At 64.9% G+C, this 17,760-nt stretch carries 23 protein-coding genes and 1 pseudogene; 11 read left to right on the top strand and 13 right to left on the bottom strand.

The features are described from left to right. Positions 1-18: 18 nt before the first annotated feature. The gene (locus ACNJYB_RS25555; RefSeq protein ID WP_439369222.1) at positions 19-249 is read right to left on the bottom strand and encodes a hypothetical protein; all 231 of its coding nucleotides are present in this window, start codon (positions 247-249) and stop codon (positions 19-21) included. A 100-nt stretch (positions 250-349) separates the two neighbouring features. Between ACNJYB_RS25555 and ACNJYB_RS25550 the strand changes: the two genes are divergently transcribed. Together ACNJYB_RS25550 and ACNJYB_RS25545 are read left to right on the top strand one after the other, a co-directional pair. Beyond that, positions 350-1,207: a helix-turn-helix domain-containing protein gene (locus ACNJYB_RS25550; protein ID WP_439369220.1), complete on the top strand. Its 858-nt coding sequence runs from the start codon at positions 350-352 to the stop codon at positions 1,205-1,207. Between the two features lie 74 nt (positions 1,208-1,281). Next, positions 1,282-1,947: a DsbA family oxidoreductase gene (locus ACNJYB_RS25545; protein ID WP_439369219.1), complete on the top strand. Its 666-nt coding sequence runs from the start codon at positions 1,282-1,284 to the stop codon at positions 1,945-1,947. On the opposite strand, the gene ACNJYB_RS25540 is transcribed toward ACNJYB_RS25545, so the two are convergent. Continuing rightward, positions 1,925-3,118: a GNAT family N-acetyltransferase gene (locus tag ACNJYB_RS25540; RefSeq protein WP_439369217.1), complete on the bottom strand. Its 1,194-nt coding sequence runs from the start codon at positions 3,116-3,118 to the stop codon at positions 1,925-1,927. The two genes, ACNJYB_RS25545 and ACNJYB_RS25540, sit on opposite strands and share 23 nt — an antisense overlap. A 181-nt stretch (positions 3,119-3,299) precedes the next feature. Here ACNJYB_RS25540 and ACNJYB_RS25535 point away from each other — a divergent pair, with 181 nt between their 5' ends. Continuing rightward, on the top strand, positions 3,300-3,728 hold the full coding sequence (locus tag ACNJYB_RS25535) for a YeeE/YedE family protein (protein WP_439369216.1): 429 nt from the start codon (positions 3,300-3,302) through the stop codon (positions 3,726-3,728). 5 nt (positions 3,729-3,733) lie between these two features. Continuing rightward, positions 3,734-4,201, top strand: a complete 468-nt coding sequence (locus tag ACNJYB_RS25530) for a DUF6691 family protein (protein WP_439369215.1) — start codon at positions 3,734-3,736, stop codon at positions 4,199-4,201. Between the two features lie 119 nt (positions 4,202-4,320). On the opposite strand, the gene ACNJYB_RS25525 is transcribed toward ACNJYB_RS25530, so the two are convergent. Further along, complete coding sequence (locus tag ACNJYB_RS25525) at positions 4,321-4,656, bottom strand: hypothetical protein (RefSeq protein WP_439369214.1); 336 nt, start codon at positions 4,654-4,656, stop codon at positions 4,321-4,323. A 111-nt stretch (positions 4,657-4,767) separates the two neighbouring features. After that, on the bottom strand, positions 4,768-5,172 hold the full coding sequence (locus tag ACNJYB_RS25520) for a hypothetical protein (protein WP_439369213.1): 405 nt from the start codon (positions 5,170-5,172) through the stop codon (positions 4,768-4,770). 153 nt (positions 5,173-5,325) lie between these two features. Between ACNJYB_RS25520 and ACNJYB_RS25515 the strand changes: the two genes are divergently transcribed. Both ACNJYB_RS25515 and ACNJYB_RS25510 read left to right on the top strand, forming a co-directional pair. Continuing rightward, on the top strand, positions 5,326-5,550 hold the full coding sequence (locus ACNJYB_RS25515; protein WP_439369211.1) for a hypothetical protein: 225 nt from the start codon (positions 5,326-5,328) through the stop codon (positions 5,548-5,550). A gap of 68 nt (positions 5,551-5,618) precedes the next feature. Continuing rightward, a pseudogene (locus ACNJYB_RS25510) lies at positions 5,619-7,585 on the top strand (pyrroloquinoline quinone-dependent dehydrogenase); the annotation flags it as partial. 35 nt (positions 7,586-7,620) lie between these two features. Here ACNJYB_RS25510 and ACNJYB_RS25505 read toward each other — a convergent pair. Beyond that, on the bottom strand, positions 7,621-8,085 hold the full coding sequence (locus ACNJYB_RS25505) for a PaaI family thioesterase (protein WP_439369210.1): 465 nt from the start codon (positions 8,083-8,085) through the stop codon (positions 7,621-7,623). 353 nt (positions 8,086-8,438) lie between these two features. Between ACNJYB_RS25505 and ACNJYB_RS25500 the strand changes: the two genes are divergently transcribed. Both ACNJYB_RS25500 and ACNJYB_RS25495 read left to right on the top strand, forming a co-directional pair. Beyond that, positions 8,439-8,732, top strand: a complete 294-nt coding sequence (locus ACNJYB_RS25500; RefSeq protein ID WP_439369208.1) for a hypothetical protein — start codon at positions 8,439-8,441, stop codon at positions 8,730-8,732. Positions 8,733-8,951: 219 nt separating this feature from the next. Further along, complete coding sequence (locus ACNJYB_RS25495) at positions 8,952-9,209, top strand: hypothetical protein (protein ID WP_439369207.1); 258 nt, start codon at positions 8,952-8,954, stop codon at positions 9,207-9,209. A gap of 13 nt (positions 9,210-9,222) precedes the next feature. On the opposite strand, the gene ACNJYB_RS25490 is transcribed toward ACNJYB_RS25495, so the two are convergent. Then, entirely contained in the window at positions 9,223-9,462 is a 240-nt protein-coding gene (locus ACNJYB_RS25490) for a DUF6894 family protein (RefSeq protein ID WP_439369206.1), read from the bottom strand. A gap of 77 nt (positions 9,463-9,539) precedes the next feature. Continuing rightward, the gene (locus ACNJYB_RS25485; protein ID WP_439369205.1) at positions 9,540-9,743 is read right to left on the bottom strand and encodes a hypothetical protein; all 204 of its coding nucleotides are present in this window, start codon (positions 9,741-9,743) and stop codon (positions 9,540-9,542) included. A 239-nt stretch (positions 9,744-9,982) separates the two neighbouring features. On the opposite strand from ACNJYB_RS25485, the gene ACNJYB_RS25480 reads away from it, so the two are divergent. Continuing rightward, a complete protein-coding gene (locus ACNJYB_RS25480) occupies positions 9,983-10,222 on the top strand; it encodes a DUF2798 domain-containing protein (RefSeq protein ID WP_439375645.1) in 240 nt (79 codons plus the stop codon). Positions 10,223-10,923: 701 nt separating this feature from the next. Here ACNJYB_RS25480 and ACNJYB_RS25475 read toward each other — a convergent pair. From ACNJYB_RS25475 to ACNJYB_RS25455, 5 genes are all read right to left on the bottom strand, one after another. Beyond that, positions 10,924-11,094, bottom strand: coding sequence for a hypothetical protein (locus ACNJYB_RS25475; RefSeq protein ID WP_439375799.1), 171 nt, complete (start codon positions 11,092-11,094; stop codon positions 10,924-10,926). 816 nt (positions 11,095-11,910) lie between these two features. After that, positions 11,911-12,093: a hypothetical protein gene (locus tag ACNJYB_RS25470; RefSeq protein WP_439369203.1), complete on the bottom strand. Its 183-nt coding sequence runs from the start codon at positions 12,091-12,093 to the stop codon at positions 11,911-11,913. Positions 12,094-12,165: 72 nt separating this feature from the next. Continuing rightward, the gene (locus ACNJYB_RS25465) at positions 12,166-12,396 is read right to left on the bottom strand and encodes a hypothetical protein (protein ID WP_439369201.1); all 231 of its coding nucleotides are present in this window, start codon (positions 12,394-12,396) and stop codon (positions 12,166-12,168) included. 182 nt (positions 12,397-12,578) lie between these two features. Beyond that, positions 12,579-12,824, bottom strand: a complete 246-nt coding sequence (locus ACNJYB_RS25460; protein WP_439369199.1) for a DUF6894 family protein — start codon at positions 12,822-12,824, stop codon at positions 12,579-12,581. A 44-nt stretch (positions 12,825-12,868) separates the two neighbouring features. Then, the gene (locus ACNJYB_RS25455; protein WP_439369197.1) at positions 12,869-13,003 is read right to left on the bottom strand and encodes a hypothetical protein; all 135 of its coding nucleotides are present in this window, start codon (positions 13,001-13,003) and stop codon (positions 12,869-12,871) included. A gap of 234 nt (positions 13,004-13,237) precedes the next feature. Between ACNJYB_RS25455 and recA the strand changes: the two genes are divergently transcribed. Together recA and ACNJYB_RS25445 are read left to right on the top strand one after the other, a co-directional pair. Next, positions 13,238-14,326, top strand: a complete 1,089-nt coding sequence (gene recA, locus ACNJYB_RS25450; protein WP_439369195.1) for a recombinase RecA — start codon at positions 13,238-13,240, stop codon at positions 14,324-14,326. 105 nt (positions 14,327-14,431) lie between these two features. Next, positions 14,432-14,773, top strand: coding sequence for a hypothetical protein (locus ACNJYB_RS25445; RefSeq protein ID WP_439369193.1), 342 nt, complete (start codon positions 14,432-14,434; stop codon positions 14,771-14,773). Positions 14,774-14,886: 113 nt separating this feature from the next. On the opposite strand, the gene gcvP is transcribed toward ACNJYB_RS25445, so the two are convergent. Further along, entirely contained in the window at positions 14,887-17,754 is a 2,868-nt protein-coding gene (gene gcvP / locus ACNJYB_RS25440; protein ID WP_439369192.1) for an aminomethyl-transferring glycine dehydrogenase, read from the bottom strand. Between the last annotated feature and the right edge of the window lie 6 nt (positions 17,755-17,760).

The following is a 17,760-nucleotide window of genomic DNA, read 5'->3' as shown; positions in this document are numbered from 1 at the left end:
CCTTGTTTGGGGGGGAATTCAATGCAGTCCGCGCCACCAGGCGCGGAGCAGGCGAGCGAGGCGGAACGGGCAGAGGCTCTTGCCGATGCTGTGCTCGAAGGCTGTGACCTGCGCGAGGACATAATCGCCGGTCGAATGCAGCAGCGGCTCGGGCATATTGAGCCCGCGGGCCAGCATCCGCGTTGCGAACGCCATCGCCCATGGCAAGACGTGGTCTGCGACGGTCCGGTAGAGCAGCAGCGCGATCATGGTCATCTCCTGTGCGATCGAAGATGCGCGCGCCGGCGCCCCAATTCGATTACCTCACGGGTAATGGAAGGGCCGAAATCCGCATGCTAGATATCTGGTCATGAACGCACATGCATCCACGGCACGGGCCGAACGCAGCCAGCCGGTCCATATTGGCGACCATTTGCGCGAATGGCGGCAGCGCCGCCGCATGAGCCAGCTTGATCTGGCAGGCGAGGCCGAGATCTCGGCGCGGCACTTGAGCTTCGTCGAGACCGGTCGCGCCGCGCCCTCGCGCGACATGGTGCTCAGACTAGCCGAGCGCCTCGACGTGCCGCTGCGCGAACGCAACGTGCTGCTGGTCGCCGCCGGCTTCGCGCCGGCCTTTCCGCAGCGCCCGCTGGAGGATCCCGCCTTGAAATCAGCCCGCCAGGCGATCGACCTCGTCCTCAGGGCACACGAGCCCAATCCGGCGCTCGCGGTGGACCGGCACTGGAACCTGGTCTCGGCGAACGGCATGGTGGCGCCGCTGCTCGACGGCATCCCGCAGCGGCTGCTCGGCCAGCCCCTCAACGTGCTCAGGCTCGCCTTTCACCCGGAGGCACTGGCGCCGCGTACGGTCAATCTCGCGGAATGGTGCGGGCATCTCTTGGAGCGGCTGCACCGGCAATGCGAGGCGACGGCCGATCCTGGATTGATCAAGCTCTACAACGATCTCAAGAGCTATCCCATCCCGGCGCGCTCGGCGCCGCTGTCGAGCGATAATGTCGCGATCCCCTTCAAGCTGCGGCATGGCGGGGAGATCCTGAGCTTCTTCTCCACCACCATGGTGTTCGGCACGCCCGTCGACATCACGCTGTCGGAACTGGCGCTGGAGACGTTCTTTCCAGCGGACGAGCGCACCGCCGAGCGACTGAAGGAGATGCAGTGCGCGGCCGGCGGAGCTTGCAATGAATGTGATCGAAAGACTGCCGAGTGACCGCGAAGTGACCGTGCCTTGCGCTACCCGCGCTTCGGCATATGTTGGACGATAAAGCAAGCCCAGGAGGCCCCATGAGCACGCTGAAACCGCTCCAGATCGACGTCGTCTCCGACGTGGTGTGCCCCTGGTGCTATATCGGCAAGCACCGGATCGAGAGCGCGCTGGCGCTGGTGCCCGACGTTCCGGTCAAGCTCAAATTCCGCCCCTTCTTCCTCAATCCCTGGGTGCCGCGCGAGGGCATCAGCCGCGAGGCCTATCTCATCCAGAAGTTCGGCTCGGTCGAGGCCTACAAGGGCATTGCGGGGCGCGTCGTAGCCGCTGCGAGCGAGGAGGGCCTCGTCTACAAGCCCGAACTCGTGGCGCGCCAACCCAACACGACCGACTGCCATCGCCTGATCCTGTGGGCGGAAGCGATCGGCAGGGCGCCCGAGATGAAGCAGCGCCTGATGGAGCTCTATTTCCGCGACGGCGGCGACCTCACCGATGTGAACGTGCTGGTGCAGGCGGCCGCCGACGTCGGCCTCGATGCCGACGACGTGCGCAAGCGCCTTGCCACCGAAGAAGACGTCGCACGTGTTTCGGCGGACGCGCAGGAGGCGGCCGAGAAGGGTATCTCCGGCGTTCCGACCTACGTGTTCGCACAGAAATACGCCGTCTCCGGTGCGCAGGATCCGAACCTGCTCGCCCGCGCCATCCGCCAGGTCTCGGAAGAGATCAACGCGCAGGCGGCGGAGTAGCATCTTGCTTTCGAAGCAGACGGACCGCGCGTCGCGCAGCATCGTGCGCGACGTTGAGGCCGATTAGTGCTGCGTGAATCAAGGCCACCGCGGGATCGTTTCGCCGCAGCGGGATCAGCACGTCGCCGATCGCAAGGCGTCCGCGCCAGATCGGGTTGATCATGGGGTGATCGGCGCTTGCGGTGGAGTCCGCGGTGGCGATGGCGGGATCGGCGCAGAGGTGGCGGGTGAGGTCAAGCGCGAGCTGCACGCCCGGCGAATATCTTGCAAAGCGTTCGTCGATGCCGAGCTTGAAGAAGAAGGCGCGATCCTGGTGCCGTAGCACGATGCCGGCGGCGACCGCAATCGTGCCGGCGCGAAGCGTGATGATCTCGCACTGCGCGGTCTCCGCCAGTGCCGGTACGGCGCGGCGGATGAAGGTTGCATCCCCCGCATGCTGGACTAGCGCGGTGCCGCGCTTGCCCTTCCAGCCGCTGGCTTCGAGCCGCAGGAATGTTTCGAGCGCCGGCCCGATCTCGTCGGGGCTGCGCGCGACCTCGAACACGACGGGGCCGTGCTCCTCGAGACGATGACGTTGGCGACGCAGCTCCTTGAACTTCTTGGCGCCGAGCGCGTCGCGCAACAGCGCGTCGCCATCCTGCGTGGCATCGAGGCTGGCGCGAGTGTAGGAGGAGAGCACGCGTGGTTTCAGTCCGTCGCGGCCCAGAGCCTGGTTGAGCGCATTCATCGCCGCACCGTCGAGCGCGACATCGTTCAGCACGAGGGCATGAGCGCCGGCCTCGCGTGCCTGCTGCAACAGACGCGCGGCGGCCTCGAACGCAGCGTCGCGATCGATCAGCGGGCTGCACAGCGTGCCATACGGATGCGCGCTCAGCAGCGCGGGCAGGGGAATCTTCCGGGCGCGCCACAGCGAGATCACCGGCACCAGCCCGATCAGCCGCGCCGAAGGATCGAATGCGGCCAGCGCCGAGGCATCCGTGCGGCCGCGAGCGGTTGCGCTGACGGCGAGCTCCCAGGCGGGCAGGTAATATCCGTTCGGCTCGACCGCGCGCTGCGCGAGCGCGCGCCATTGGCCAGGGTCGATCGCGCTGAGCGGGACGGGCGCACGCGATTGCGCGACATCCCTTGTCGATGCCGGATTGTTCGCTGCCTGGTGCGCGATGTCGACCACGTCCCGTCGTCCCCGTTCACGCGAGCTGAGCCCGTGTTACGGGTCATGCTTAGCGCAAAGATTGGAAAATACCGTTGGGACGCCGCTTCAATTCGAGTGGTAATATTAACGTCTCGTTGAGCATCGGAGCGCCGATTGTAGGGATGGATGCGGTAGGATGCTCCCGAACTGGAGGATCACAATGATCGTGACGCCTTTCACACCAATGGCCTCGCTCCTGGGAGGAGCACTGATCGGCTTGTCAGCCGTTCTGCTGATGTGGGCAACAGGGCGGATTGCCGGTGTCAGCGGCATCGCGGCGCGGCTGTTTCCGCCCCATGAGGACCACGAATTTGCCGGGCGACTCGCCTTCGTCGCCGGTCTCGTCGCCGCGCCCGTGCTGGTGCGGCTCGTCACCGGAGACCTGCCGGCACAGACGATCGCGGCAGGGCCGGCGGTCCTGATCGTCGGCGGATTGCTCACGGGGTTCGGTTCGGTGTGGGGCAGTGGCTGCACCTCCGGCCACGGTGTGTGCGGCTTGTCGCGGCTGTCGGTGCGCTCGCTGGTCGCAACCATGACCTTCATGGCGGCCGGCATGGCGACCGTGTTCGTGATGCGGCACTGGAGCTGATGGCGATGGCAGTCCTGGTTCAATTCGCGATCGGCCTGATCTTCGGCATCGGCCTCATCGTCTCCGGCATGTCGAACCCGGCCAAGGTGCTGAACTTCCTGGACATCGGCGGCATTCCGGCAGGGACATGGGATGCGAGCCTCGCCTTCGTGATGGCAGGCGCGGTGGCCGTGACCTTCATCGGCTTCAGCCGTGTCCTGAAGCTCGCGCGTCCGTTCTTCGCCGATCGATTTTATCTGCCGACGCGACGAGACATCGATACCAGGATCGTCGCAGGTGCCGTGATCTTCGGTGTCGGCTGGGGATTGGCGGGCTTCTGTCCGGGGCCGGCGCTGACCGCGCTCGGATTCGGTTCGGTCTCCGCCGTCGTCTTCGTTGCGGCGATGTGCGCCGGCATGGTGCTCGCCCGATTCATCGCTCGCCTGCCGTCATGGACGCGCTTCGCCACGCCGGCCGATCCGCTCGAAACCTGAGGTGTCCGCCTACGAGCAGTTCCAGCGGAAATCCGTCGCCGCCTGACGCCGGTTTCTTTCGTAGAAAATCGACCGGACGAGACATGCTCGTCCGGTCCTGTTCATCAAGGCTTCACCGATCACCAGCGGTCGTCACCGACGCCCACACCGACGCTGACGCCAGGTGTGCGAATGCCGACGCCGGCGCGCGGGCCGTCATCCCAATCGCGGTGATACATCCGGCGCTCGTAATAGCGCTCGCGCGGCATGTAATTATAGGAATCGCGCACGATAACACGCGAACCGCCGCGCGTGCGATAGCACCGGCCGTCGTCGTCGCAGACAAGTCGCACCTGCTGGACGAGATCCGGATTGGCATACTCGCTGCTCGTGTAGATATCCGAAGCCTTCGCGCCCGATGCGGCGGCCAAAGCACCAACGCCCGCCAACAGCGCAATAGTCAACGTCCTCATCATGACCTCCTCCAAAACTGCCCTCGGCGGTAACAAGAAGAGGAGGCGGTGATCGTTCCCGCCTGCCATGCTGGTTTTTCCCGGAACCGCACCTTCGTTAACGGCCGTTTGTTCCTAGATCGGCTCGTAAGTCTCGGTCCCGCAAATGTCGTCGGCTTCGGCCCGCCGGCGATCGACGACCTTTCCGCCGTTGATCGTCACGATGTAGGTCTGTGCGCCGAGTGGCGTGCCGGTTGCGGAGGTGAGCTGCGCGCGGACGCAGGCAGTCCAACCCGGTCCCCGCACCTCGTGATGGGGCGGGGCGACATGAACCTCGCGTGGATAGGACGTGGTGAGAAATACCACGTCGATCTGCTCGCGCACCAGACGCTTGACGTCCGGAGGCGGCTCCGGCGGAGGCTGCTCGGCTTCCTTGATGCGCATGAATTCGGGCACCGGCGCCCGGCTGTCGGCAAAGCCGCAAGCACCGAGCGCGAGCGCGCCGGCCAGCAGCGCCGCATTGGCAATGATCCGCAACATTCGTGAAGGTCCCCCCGCGGGCGAACAGATAGGCACGAATGCGATCCGGCGAAGTCCGCCCCGATCAAAATTTGCTGAAAGGCGCCGAACCCGCGGCATTGCTATTACAGGATTGCAGGCTAGGTTGTACCCCTCGCGAGGGGATATGCATCAATGAAGATCTTGGTCATAGCGGCTGCGGTGCTGGCGCTGGCGTGCGGCTCGGCCGAGGCGCAAGTTCGCCGCCAACCCAATGAGGGCGCCAAGCCCGCGGACAACAAGCCGAAGGTCGACGAGAAAGCCTACAAGGCCGCGCTCGAGCGCATTCCCGAGCCCAAGGAAAAGTACGATCCGTGGGGCGGGGCCCGCCCGAGCGAACCGGCCAAGAAGCCGAAATAGGGGGAGGCGGGCGTTTGCGGACCCGCCTGCGAATCTCGCCAGCGCTCGTTGCGCTCTTGTTGCTTGCGATGCCCCCGTGCGCGGCCTGGGAGAGTTGGGGCGGCGATGCCGGCGGCTCGCGCTTCTCGCCATTGCGAGAGATCACGCCCCACAATGTCGGCCAACTCGTTCGCGCCTTCGAATTCCGAACCGGCGATCTCGCTGCGCGCCCGCCCGACGTGATGCGGCGAACCAAATTCCAGGCGACGCCGCTATTCGTCGAGGACAGCCTGATCTTCTGCTCGCCCTTCAACGAGGTGATCGCGCTCGATCCAGGCACCGGCGCGCAGAAATGGCGCTTCGATCCGAAGATCGCGACCAATAGCGTCCCGCCAACCGCTACGTCTGCCGCGGTGTCACGTACTGGGTCGATGACCAGGCGCCTGCGAGTGCCGCTTGCCGATCGCGGATCTTCATGGGCACGAACGACGTCCGCCTGATTGCGCTCGACGCGAAGACGGGAATTCCTTGTGCCGGTTTCGGCAAGGGCGGCGAGATCAAGCTCGAAATCGGCATGCGGCTGGAATGGCCCGGCGAATTCCAGATCACCTCGCCTCCGGCGGTCGGCCGCGGCGTCGTCGTGGTCGGCTCCGCGGTCGGCGACAACAGCCGCGTCGATGCGCCGAGCGGCATGGTGCGCGCATTCGATGCGCGGAGCGGCGAGCCGCGCTGGACCTTCGAGCCCCTCGAGCGCGAGGGCATCGAGGCCGGCCACGCCAATGTCTGGGCACCGATGTCGGTCGACGAGACGCGCGGGCTCGTGTTCTTGCCCACGACCTCGCCGTCGCCGGACTTTTGGGGCGGCAAGCGACCGGGCAACAACGAGCATGCCAATTCGGTGGTCGCCCTGCGCATCGAGACCGGCGAGTTCGTATGGGCCTTCCAGGCCGTGCATCACGACGTCTGGGATTACGATCTGCCGGCGCAGCCGACGCTGACGCGTCTCGACACCGGTGGCGGTCAGCGCGACGTCGTGATCCAGCCGACCAAGCAGGGTTTTGTCTTCGTGCTCGACCGCGACACCGGCAAGCCGGTGTGGCCGGTCGAGGAGCGCGCGGTGCCGCAAGGTGGCGCGGACGGCGAGAGATTGTCGCCGACCCAGCCGTTCCCGACGCATGTGCCGGTGCTGACCTCGCAGTCGATCTCGACCGATGATGCGCGTTCGCTGCTATCGGGCTTGCGACGCTCGTCATGCGAACGCCAGTTCGCGGACGCGCGCAACGAAGGCCTGTACACGCCGCCCTCGGTGCAGGGCACCTTGGAATTTCCCTTCACCGGCGGCGGTGTGAACTGGGGCAGCGCGGCCTTCGATCCGATCCACCAGATCCTCTACGCCAACACCAGCCGTGCGGTTCATCTCATTAGGCTGATGCCGCGCGCGGAAGCCGCCGGCTTCAATCCGCCGCCAGGTCATGATTTCGGCCGGCAGCGCGGCGCGCCGTTCGCGATGTCGCGTGCGGTGGTGATGTCGCCGCTCGGCCTTCTCTGCAACAGGCCGCCCTGGGGCGAGATGGTGGCGGTCGATCTGAAGGCGGGCAAGATTCTCTGGCGTTCGACTGTCGGCACCACCGAGGATCTGGCGCCGCTCGGCGTGCCACTGCCCTGGGGCGCGCCGCTGGTCAACGGACTCGCGGTCACGGCGGGCGGTCTCGTCTTCACCGGTGCGATGGACGCCTATCTGCGAGCGTTCGATGCGCGTAGCGGCAGGGAGCTGTGGCAGGGGCGGCTGCCGGTGCCGGGCGTCGCCAATCCCATGACCTATCTCTGGAAGGGCGAGCAATATGTCGCGATCGGTGCCGGCGGTCATTCCGAGGCCGGCACATCGATCGGCGACAGCGTCGTTGCGTTCCGCCTGGCGCGGCCGGGCGAGGCGCCTTCGCTCTGGTCGCGCACGACCGATCGGCCGGGCGGACGATTTGTTGCGGCGACGGCGGCGATCACGCTCGCGATCATCACGCTCGTGATCGTCGGCCTGCGCTGGCGTCGCCGCCATCGTAGCAGGCCTCGGGCTCTCTTCTTTTGGGACGAGGCTCAGCCCGGCAGCATCGCGAATGCACTCGACACCATCGCGACAGGCTTGTTGTCGGCGGCTGACAGCAGCGTGACGCGGCCGAAGCTCATGGTGCGTCCGAGCCGCACCACGCGGGCCTCGGCGAGCACGTCCGAGGAGGAGACTGCGCGCATGAAATGCGTGGTCTGGTCGACCGTCGTCATCGGGCGATAGCCGCGATTGGCGGCAAGGATGGCGATCACCATCGCGGTGTCTGCGAACGCCATCAGGGCCTGGCCGCAGACCACGCCGCCGTTCCGGCACAGCCGGTTTGAGAACGGCATGCGCAGCAGCGCGCCCGGCTGCCAGTCGGGCTCATCCGGCGGCGGCACGTGCTCGATGCGCTCGACCGAGAGGTTGAGATCCTGGACCCAGGGCGCGAAGACCTCGCCGAGGATGCGTCTGGCCTCACTGATGCCGAACTCGGCTTCTGGCTGCGATGGCATTGCTGTGGTTTCCTCCGTTGTTGCCGGATGTTTCGGACATTCTGCCCGCATCGGCGCGGTAAAGTCACCCGCCCGGCGGCGGTCCCGTCGGCTTGAAAATGCCTGACTTGGCCCGATATGATGCCCGTGGTTGGGTACGGGTGGGCGAATGTTGCGTCGGTATGTCCTCGTCTTTTGTCTGGTAGCGCTCGGTCTTGCGCTGAACGGCTGCACCAAGTGCGGCCCGATATGGGACGACTGGGTGCACGCGCCGAAATCGTGCCGATCCTAGCCGTCCCTGCGGCCCAGCGGCCCCGCTGGGATGACAAGGCACGGCGATCCGCGCCTCCATGAAATGATCTGAGGAGTCAAAGATGAAGCTTTTCCGTTTGGCCGCGGTGCTGGCCGTGCTGGCGGGACCGGCCTACGCGCAAATGCCCAATCTCAATCTGCTGCAGGAAGGTCCGGGCAAGACACCGGAGGAGAAGGCTGCGGAAGCCGAGCGTGACAAGGCCTACAAGGAGACGCTGAAGAAGATTCCGGACGCCAAGGCTTCGAACGACCCCTGGGGCGGCATGCGCTCCGATCCGCCGAAGCAGCCGGCGGCGCCGAAAGCGGCCGCCACCAGCGCGCCCAAAAAGACCAAGACCGGCACAACCGCGAACTGAGCCTTTCGGCCGGAGGCGACATGCTTCCGGCCGGGACTCCTCCTTGACCCCGCCACTCCCTACATTGAGCGCCGCCACCAGCGCGCCCAAAAAGACCAAGACCGGCACAACCGCGAACTGAGCCTTTCGGCCGGAGGCGACATGCTTCCGGCCGGGACTCCTCCTTGACCCCGCCACTCCCTACATTGAGCGCAGGTATTGCGTAGAGGAGGGCAATTGATGGCCGACCGTCCACGGGACCTCGCCGAGCGGATGGCGCGCCGGCGCAAGAGCGGCGGCAACGCGCCGGGCGGGCGCGCCAGTGACGGCTATCTGCGCGAGACCTTTACGCTGCCGCGTGCGGCGGCGCGGGCGAGGGCAGAGGCCTTCTTCGCCCGTTACCCCAAGGCCGGCTATATGAGCGCGGTCGAGACTTGGCGCGAACTGCCCGGCGGCGAGATCGAATTCACCATGCGGCGGCTGCCCAGCGCCGATTGACGGGGCGCGCGCCCTACGTCTGGTCCAGCGTCTCGGCGACGATGCGGATACGGAACACCGGCTCCTTGGCCTCGTCCAAGAGCTCCATGTGCCACTCGGAATTTTCCTGCAGCTTGCGGGCGATCCCGGCGGCCATGTCGGCGCAGACGCTGGTCATCTCCTTCCAGGCGGAATCGCGATCGGAAAATTCCGTCGCCTGGTCCGCACAGCCGGAATAGCGGCCGTTGCGGATTCGGAAGAAATAGAGCGGCATGGCTGGCACCGGTCGCGCGTGAAGGCCCCGCCTCCCAAGGCCACGGGCGGGGAGTGCAATCCCAAACCCGCGGCAGATCAATTCCGGGCGTCTACGGAGGACATGCGCCCGATGGCCTTCAGCTCCCGATCGATGCGCAGCTGCACCCGCCTGATCGCCAACAGGTCGATCTTGGTCTCGGTCTTGCCGGACTTGACCTGCTCCCCGATGCGAAACTGCCACTGCCAGACTCCGGGAATTGCAGTCTTGGCGACGGTGAACTCAACACCCCTGTGATTCATGGTCACCTCCCACGATTCACCCCCGATCACTGAAAACATGCTGGAAATATCGAAAGCGCGCACGTCACCGCGCGGCCAGGAACTTTGTTCATGGCCGGAGAACCACGGAGCCAGTCTAATCCTGGTGCTGCAGGAGAGTCTTGATCCAGATCAGTCTCCGGTTGCAAAAAGCTCGGCTCTTTGTGTGCGACGCGGCACGTGCCTTGCTGGGCCGCATGACGGCAAGCACAAGGCGCGTCATGCTCGGTATTCCCCGCCGTTACAGTCATTCCGTCTTCGGCGCCATCCAGTCCGGATTGACCTCGCTGATCGCGGCGGGAATCGCCAGCTTTCCCGCCGATGGCGCGATGCTGTTCGTTCGGCACTGGATGGTGTCGTGGCTGATCGCATGGGCCGCGATGCTGCCCATGGTGCTGCTGGCGGCGCCCGCGATCCGTGCCTTCTCGCTGCGGCTGACGCGGGAGAAGCGCGGCGCGTGAACGGTCGGCGCGCATGAAAAAAACCCGCTCGGGGAGAGCCAAGCGGGCAGAGGTTATTGGAGGCTGAGGTGCTGGGCTGCAACACCATAAGCGGAAAGACCTTAACCGGCTGAGCTTACGGCAACCTGACAGGCTCGCAATCAGGATCCGCACCGGCTCACCGCGCACGGGCTCGCAAACAGAAAACCCCGCTCGGTGAGAGCGGGGTCGTCGACTGGTATGGAGGCCCGCTGTTGGTCCACCGGGCTCATCGACACCAGGCGCGTTGGCTTACAGACCTCTGACCGCGGCAGCGACAGAAGTGCTGAGGCCGCAGACTGGCCCCGCACCAGTCCCAATTTGGCCACCCGATCGCACCACTCAAGCCACAGCCGCAGGCAAGATTCCACGGGGTCCGGTGCTGCCATGGGGGAACGTGGCACGCCGGCAACGGGGTGGCATCATGGATAACGTAGAGCGGTCATTTGCCGCCGCGACAGCGGCTGGCTTCGTGGTGTTGGTCATCGGCATCGCATTGCTTGTGCTGCTGTAGTACGCAGGCAGGCCGCGGCCGGTCCGGGCCAGCAAGGACCCCCGCGCGCAGACGGAGGGCCGCCACGGGACCCCAGGTCCTGCAAAAGCTGCAAAACAACCCCATGCACAGTAGGCCGCCGTGCGATTGTCTCGTGCCATCAACGGAAGGGACGACCGCCGGCGTCGCCTCAGTGGATCTCGATCCTATCCAAGGGAAGGCGAAGCTCCGCTGCACGCTCTTCGCGGTCCTTCTTGCGGAACTCCATTTCCCGCCGTTCGAACGCGATCAACTCTTTGCGGGCTGCGTCCAACAGGCGATCTTTCGGCGCCATGCCGAGCTGGGTCGGTTCCGTCACCACTCACGCTCCCCGTCGCTCAGTCGCTGATCCCTATCCAAGATCGGGAATAGCAGGAGGGGTGCCCCAGAATTACGGATTTATGACGGGGGATTGAGAAAGCGCGGCCGGGCTCGAAATAAGCGTCCCGGCAGCACTTTATTCTCTAACTGAGCGCTGAAATCTCAGTTGAACTCAATGTGCAACGGCCATGCCACAGGTGTGTGACGCTGCCCATCAGCAATGCGATCGCCGGCACAACACCGTTACGGGCATCGCCGGCGCAAGACCAGGCAGTTCGGTTCTTTAGGCGGGTTGTTGGATCAAGGAGGCTGCGAAGCTTCTCGAGGACGCCCCCGAGAGTTGGGACACCCTCAGAGCAAACTGGGACACCTGTGATCAGATCCGGACAGGCTGGCATCAATCAAAGGGCTATCGAGCCTTTGCTCGGGCCGTGCTAGTTGGGCCGATTGCAGTCAACCCACGACAAGCTGTTACGAGAAGGGGCTCGTGCAGAATGAAAGAGGCCGCCAACTGAGCAGACAGGAAACCTGCCGAAATGCGACATTGGCGGCCTGACCTCTGAGGGGCGTACCGCCAGCTTGCGAGAGTGAAAACACGTGATGGCACAGTCGGTCACCCGACGGATCGAGAGAAACCTGACCGCCTCAGTGGCGTTCGAACCCGGCCAACTGATAAGGCCTCGATCCGCGGAATCCATCAAGGCCAGAGCGGTTATGTACGACCGCGAAGAAAGGCCGGACACATGACTGCAAGCGACCACTGCTCATCACGCAAAAAATTCTTGCAAGCCGGGGGCCATCCACACATGAGGCGGGCTTACTCCTTGCTTCGTTCGGGACGCCAGACTTTAGGGGGCGGCACGCTGAGTAGTTCCTCGGCCTCGGCGATCAGCTCGAAAGATCGACGGATCATCTCCCTTTCGCGCTCAGCGCCGGCTCGCAGACGGTCCAGCTTCGCATTGGTCTGTTCTGCAAGCCATTCCAAGTCGCCCGTTCCCATGCGCCGCCTCCGGTCAGCCAAGGACGGGCGATATTTTACTTGCCCTCATCCAGCGGGAAAAGGGCTGCCGCCTTACTGCTTGGGCGGCTGCAACTCGCCGTGGATGAGGTTCTGAATGTCCACGCGTTCCATCGGGTCTTGCTCCGGGAACGGCTCATGAGTCTTGCGCCCGAGGAAGGTGTCTGGCCTTGGCAGCTTGAGTGCTTCGGCCGCTTCCGCCGTCAAGCGGCGGAGCTCGTCGTTCTGCTGCGCGATCTCGGCAGCCAAATCTCGCACGCGGCGGATAGGGGGATCTTTGGCCATGACGGCGCTCCCTTCGCTATGCAGGCGGGAGCGCTATCGGTCTCTCAGCCACCGACGCCTACGGCAGAGCCTTGGCCGGTGATACCGGAACAATGCACCTATTAACCAATGGTTGCTAGCGAATTCGGACACCGCGGGATTCAACTTGGGACACTGGTTGCTCAATGCGGACAGCATCGACCTTACTGTAGTCGCTTGATATCGAACTGGAACCGGGCCTGCATCACGGTGCCTTGGTCGTCGCGGACCTCAATCGAGAGATTGCGCGCCACTCCAAACGCGGCGGTCGCTCGAATGGTGTCTCTTGCCAGATCTGACAGTGCGCGAGCGGCTTCGTTCTGAACGGCTTCCATGTCGGGAAGGTCGAGCCCCTCTTCATCGGGGGCGACGTGATGGCCCTCTCGCAAGTCAAAATAATACCGCGGCATTGCCGGATAATCTCGGACGCCACGGAGCGTTCCTCCGCGCTGGCCTAGTTCATCTTGCGCCGAAGCATCTTGAGAAGCGCTCGGAGGTCAGCGGCGTACTCCTCAATGATCCGCCGCGCCTCCTCCAGCCGGGACGGCTTGGGCTCTTCCACCTCGCTCTGTTTCGCAGTCTCGACCATGGCTCACGGTCTCGCCAGACGACTGGCGCGAGTTGAGCCAAGTCAACGGTCCTGCAAATTAGGACAGTGCTCAGAACGAACTGGGACACCAGGGCTCAAATCCGGGAAGGCGCCCAATTCCCAAAAGAACATATTGCGAACCTAGAACAAATGGAGTACATTGTTTTTTATCGCCGGCCCGCCTCTCAATCGTTTGTCCCCCTAGCGAATCCTCGCCATAAGGAGCACGACCCAATGTCCGCAACTGCCCTGCGTATCGTCGAAGGATCTTCCATGGACAAGAGTAAAGCTCTGGCCGCCGCGCTCTCCCAGATCGAGCGCCAATTCGGCAAGGGCTCGGTGATGAAGCTGGGCAAGAACGACCGCTCCATGGACATCGAGGCGGTGTCCTCGGGCTCGCTCGGGCTCGATATCGCGCTTGGCATCGGCGGCCTTCCCAAGGGGCGCATCGTCGAGATCTACGGGCCGGAATCCTCGGGCAAGACCACGCTGGCGCTGCACACGGTGGCCGAAGCCCAGAAGAAGGGCGGCATCTGCGCCTTCATCGACGCCGAGCACGCGCTCGACCCGGTCTATGCCCGCAAGCTCGGCGTCAACATCGACGAACTCCTGATCTCGCAGCCCGACACGGGCGAGCAGGCGTTGGAGATCTGCGACACCCTGGTGCGCTCCGGGGCGGTCGACGTGATGGTGGTTGATTCGGTTGCGGCGCTGGTGCCGAAGGCCGAGCTCGAGGGTGAGATGGGCGAGTCGCTGCCGGGTCTGCAGGCCCGTCTGATGAGCCAGGCGCTGCGCAAGCTGACGGCCTCGATCAACAAGTCCAACACCATGGTGATCTTCATCAACCAGATCCGCATGAAGATCGGCGTGATGTACGGCTCGCCCGAGACCACCACCGGCGGCAACGCGCTGAAATTCTACGCCTCCGTCCGCCTCGACATCCGCCGCATCGGCGCGATCAAGGAGCGCGACGAAGTGGTCGGCAACACCACGCGCGTCAAGGTGGTCAAGAACAAGCTGGCGCCGCCCTTCAAGCAGGTCGAGTTCGACATCATGTACGGCGAGGGCGTCTCCAAGATGGGTGAGATCCTCGATCTCGGCGTCAAGGCCGGCATCGTCGAGAAATCCGGCGCCTGGTTCTCCTATGACAGCCAGCGCCTCGGCCAGGGCCGCGAGAACTCGAAAGCGTTTTTGAAGGCCAACCCCGACATCACTGCCAAGATCGAGACCGCGATCCGCCAGAACTCCGGCCTGATCGCCGAGCAGATTCTCGCCGGCGCCCCCGAACGCGATGCCGACGGCGAGGAGCCGGCGGAAGAGTAAGCCTTGACGCGAAGCGTTTTTCGCGAGGAGCGGGCACTGAGGACGTTGAGTTGCCGACGTCTTCGGTGCCCGTTTCGTTTTGCGTTGCGTTGATCGGGTGGTGCGATGAAGCGTCTGATCCTGACTGGCTGGGGCGGCGCGAGGCGCGTCTGCGAGGCGAGTTGGCTTCGCGACGTGTTCGATGATGACGACGCGCGCGATGCCTTGCTCGAACTGGGGGCGTATTCGGCGCCGCCAGTGTTGTTGGGCGATCCAGCTTTCGACGATGAGGACCGCTACTTCGGCAGGAGCGAGTGGAAGGTCACGCTGACCGAACTCGGGTGTCTAGCGCGCGAAGACGACATGTGGCGCCACAACCCGATCAAGCGTTGGCGGGGTGGGACTGAACTCACCAACGAACGGCTCTGGCGATGGGACCGCGAAAGCCGATCATTGGTTGCGCCCTAGAGGTGCGTTCAGTGGGCAAAGGCGCGTAAGCGCCGTGCCCACGGTTTTTTCAACGCAGATGAAGGTGGTAGGCACGCTTGCGCTTGCCCGCCCTCCGGAACCTCCGTTGTGTCTTACTCCGCGGCTTCCGCGTAATCGCTCACCGGCGGGCAGGAGCACACCAGGTTGCGGTCGCCATAGACGTTGTCGACACGGCCGACCGGGCACCAGTACTTGTCAGTACGCGAGACGCCATCGGGGAAGCAGCCCTCGCTGCGGGGGTAGGCGCGCTTCCAGTCGTCATCGGCGATGTCGTGCACGGTGTGCGGAGCGTGACGCAGGGGCGACGCCTCGATCTTGAAGCGGCCGGCCTCGACCTCGGCGATCTCCTTGCGGATCGCGATCATGGCATCGCAGAACCGGTCGAGCTCGGCCTTCGATTCCGATTCGGTCGGCTCGATCATCAGCGTGCCCGGCACCGGGAAGCTCATGGTCGGGGCGTGGAAGCCGTAATCGATCAGGCGTTTTGCGATGTCGTCGACCGTGACGCCGCTCGTCGTCTTCAGGGGCCGCGGGTCGACGATGCACTCGTGGGCGACTCGGCCCTTCGCGTTCTTGTAGAGCACCGGGAAATGCGCATCGAGCCTTGCTGCGATGTAGTTGGCGTTGAGGATCGCGATCTCGGTGGCGCGCTTCAATCCTTCACCGCCCATCATCAAAATGTAGATGTAGGAGATGGTGAGGATCGAGGCCGACCCGAACGGCGCGGCCGAGACCGGCCCGACAGGCGTGTCGCCATTCGCTGCGGGATGGCCCGGCAGGAACGGGGCGAGATGCGCCTTGACGCCGATCGGGCCCATCCCGGGGCCGCCGCCGCCATGCGGGATGCAGAAGGTCTTGTGCAGATTGAGGTGGCTGACATCGGCGCCGTAGTCGCCGGGCCTGCTTAGGCCGACCTGCGCATTGAGATTGGCGCCGTCGAGATAAACCTGGCCGCCATGGCCGTGCACGATGTCGCAGATCTCGCTGATGTGCTCCTCGAACACGCCATGGGTCGAGGGATAGGTGATCATGACCGCGGCGAGATCGTTCGAATGCTTTTCCGCCTTGGCGCGGAGGTCATTGACGTCGACGTCGCCGTTCTTCTCGCAGGCGACGACAACCACGTCCATGCCGACCATCGCGGCCGAGGCCGGGTTGGTGCCGTGGGCGGAGGAGGGGATCAGGCAGATCTTGCGATGGCTCTCTCCACGCGCGGCATGATAGCCCCTGATCGCGAGCAGCCCGGCATATTCGCCTTGCGCGCCGGAATTCGGCTGCAGCGAGATCGCGTCATAGCCGGTGATGTCGCACAGCCATTTTTCCAGCCGCGCGAACAGCGCGTGGTAGCCCCTGGCCTGCTCGCGCGGGGCGAAGGGATGCAAGCTGCCGAACTCCGGCCAGGTCAGCGGCATCATCTCGGTGGTCGCGTTCAGCTTCATGGTGCAGGAGCCGAGCGGAATCATCGCGCGGTCGAGCGCGAGATCGCGATCGCTGAGCTTGCGCATATAGCGCAGCATCTCGGTTTCCGAGCGATGCGCGTGGAAGACGGGATGGGTGAGGAAGGCGGTGGTGCGCTTCAGCGCCTCCGGCAGCGCCTCGCGCGTGGTCGCATCTAACTCGGCGTAGGAAAGCTGGCTGCCGAAGGCGCGCCAGACTGCTTCCACCGTCGCCGGCGTCGTGGTCTCGTCGAGCGCGACGCGAAGCGCCGTTTCACCGACGCCGAGATTGATCTTCTCGGCCGCCGCCCGCGCGATGATCTCGGCGCGCTTGGCGCCGGCATCGACGCTGAGCGTGTCGAAGAAACTATCGGATTGCGGTGCAAAGCCGAGCTTGCGCAGGCCGGCCGCGAGCACGGCGGTGCGGCGGTGCACGGTCCGCGCGATCTGCGAGAGGCCCTCGGGGCCGTGATAGACCGCGTACATCGCGGCGATCACGGCGAGCAGCACCTGCGCGGTGCAGATGTTCGACGTCGCCTTCTCGCGGCGGATGTGCTGCTCGCGGGTCTGCAGCGCGAGGCGATAGGCCGGCGCGCCGCGCGAATCCACGGAGAGGCCGACAATGCGGCCGGGCAGCGAGCGCTTCAACGCATCGCGCACCGCCATATAGGCCGCGTGCGGACCACCATAACCCATCGGCACGCCGAAGCGCTGTGCGGATCCGATCGCGATATCGGCGCCAAGCTCGCCGGGCGAGGCGATCAGCGTCAGCGCGAGCAAGTCAGCGGCCACGATCGCGAGAGCGCCCTTAGCCTTCAGCGCTGCGATCGCGGGGCGGAGATCGCGCAATGCCCCGGAAGAGCCCGGATATTGCAGCAGCGCGCCGAGCACGTCTGCCTTGTCGAGATCGGTGAGTGGATCGCCGACGACCAGATTCCAGCCGAGCGGCTCGGCGCGGGTGCGCATCACCGCCAGCGTCTGCGGATGCACGTCCTTGTCGACGAAGAAGGCCTTTGCCTCAACCTGCGAGTGCCGCTCGGCGAGCGCCATGGCTTCGGCCGCGGCGGTTGCTTCGTCCAGCAGCGAGGCGTTGGCGACGTCGAGCCCGGTGAGGTCGCAGATCATGGTCTGGAAGTTGAACAGCGCCTCCAGCCGGCCCTGGCTGATCTCGGGCTGGTAGGGCGTATAGGCCGTGTACCAGGCCGGGTTTTCCAGGATGTTGCGCTGGATCACCGCGGGCAGGATGGTGCCGGAATAGCCCTGGCCGATCAGCGAGGTGAAGACCTGGTTCTGCGCGGCGAGCTCGGCCATATGCGCGATCGCCTCGGTCTCGCTCAGGGGCTTGCCGAGATCGAGCGGCGATCCCTGCCGGATCGAGGCCGGCAGCGTCTCCGCCATCAGCGCGTCCACGCTTTTGGCGGCGACGGATTCGAGCATTGCGGTGACATCGCGCACCGAGGGGCCGATGTGGCGGCGAACGAAACTGGCGGCGGTCTCGCCGCTTGATTTACGGTGCGCGGTCATCGCTTG

It is taken from the genome of Bradyrhizobium sp. SMVTL-02 (genome assembly GCF_051853005.1).
Taxonomy (GTDB): Bacteria; Pseudomonadota; Alphaproteobacteria; order Rhizobiales; family Xanthobacteraceae; genus Bradyrhizobium.
The sequence above is the reverse complement of the archived record's forward strand: the minus strand, read 5'-3'. Positions and strand labels throughout refer to the sequence as shown.

Coding starts and splice junctions, on each gene's coding strand:
- gcvP (WP_439369192.1), bottom strand. CDS start 17,754: ATGACCGCGCACCGTAAATCAAGCGGCGAGACCGCCGCCAGTTTCGTT.
- ACNJYB_RS25520 (WP_439369213.1), bottom strand. CDS start 5,172: ATGTTGCGGATCATTGCCAATGCGGCGCTGCTGGCCGGCGCGCTCGCG.
- ACNJYB_RS25535 (WP_439369216.1), top strand. CDS start 3,300: ATGATCGTGACGCCTTTCACACCAATGGCCTCGCTCCTGGGAGGAGCA.
- ACNJYB_RS25530 (WP_439369215.1), top strand. CDS start 3,734: ATGGCAGTCCTGGTTCAATTCGCGATCGGCCTGATCTTCGGCATCGGC.
- ACNJYB_RS25465 (WP_439369201.1), bottom strand. CDS start 12,396: ATGGCCAAAGATCCCCCTATCCGCCGCGTGCGAGATTTGGCTGCCGAG.
- ACNJYB_RS25515 (WP_439369211.1), top strand. CDS start 5,326: ATGAAGATCTTGGTCATAGCGGCTGCGGTGCTGGCGCTGGCGTGCGGC.
- ACNJYB_RS25485 (WP_439369205.1), bottom strand. CDS start 9,743: ATGAATCACAGGGGTGTTGAGTTCACCGTCGCCAAGACTGCAATTCCC.
- ACNJYB_RS25495 (WP_439369207.1), top strand. CDS start 8,952: ATGGCCGACCGTCCACGGGACCTCGCCGAGCGGATGGCGCGCCGGCGC.
- ACNJYB_RS25505 (WP_439369210.1), bottom strand. CDS start 8,085: ATGCCATCGCAGCCAGAAGCCGAGTTCGGCATCAGTGAGGCCAGACGC.
- ACNJYB_RS25455 (WP_439369197.1), bottom strand. CDS start 13,003: ATGGTCGAGACTGCGAAACAGAGCGAGGTGGAAGAGCCCAAGCCGTCC.
- ACNJYB_RS25490 (WP_439369206.1), bottom strand. CDS start 9,462: ATGCCGCTCTATTTCTTCCGAATCCGCAACGGCCGCTATTCCGGCTGT.
- ACNJYB_RS25480 (WP_439375645.1), top strand. CDS start 9,983: ATGCTCGGTATTCCCCGCCGTTACAGTCATTCCGTCTTCGGCGCCATC.
- recA (WP_439369195.1), top strand. CDS start 13,238: ATGTCCGCAACTGCCCTGCGTATCGTCGAAGGATCTTCCATGGACAAG.
- ACNJYB_RS25550 (WP_439369220.1), top strand. CDS start 350: ATGAACGCACATGCATCCACGGCACGGGCCGAACGCAGCCAGCCGGTC.
- ACNJYB_RS25545 (WP_439369219.1), top strand. CDS start 1,282: ATGAGCACGCTGAAACCGCTCCAGATCGACGTCGTCTCCGACGTGGTG.
- ACNJYB_RS25525 (WP_439369214.1), bottom strand. CDS start 4,656: ATGATGAGGACGTTGACTATTGCGCTGTTGGCGGGCGTTGGTGCTTTG.
- ACNJYB_RS25555 (WP_439369222.1), bottom strand. CDS start 249: ATGATCGCGCTGCTGCTCTACCGGACCGTCGCAGACCACGTCTTGCCA.
- ACNJYB_RS25500 (WP_439369208.1), top strand. CDS start 8,439: ATGAAGCTTTTCCGTTTGGCCGCGGTGCTGGCCGTGCTGGCGGGACCG.
- ACNJYB_RS25470 (WP_439369203.1), bottom strand. CDS start 12,093: ATGGGAACGGGCGACTTGGAATGGCTTGCAGAACAGACCAATGCGAAG.
- ACNJYB_RS25445 (WP_439369193.1), top strand. CDS start 14,432: ATGAAGCGTCTGATCCTGACTGGCTGGGGCGGCGCGAGGCGCGTCTGC.
- ACNJYB_RS25460 (WP_439369199.1), bottom strand. CDS start 12,824: ATGCCGCGGTATTATTTTGACTTGCGAGAGGGCCATCACGTCGCCCCC.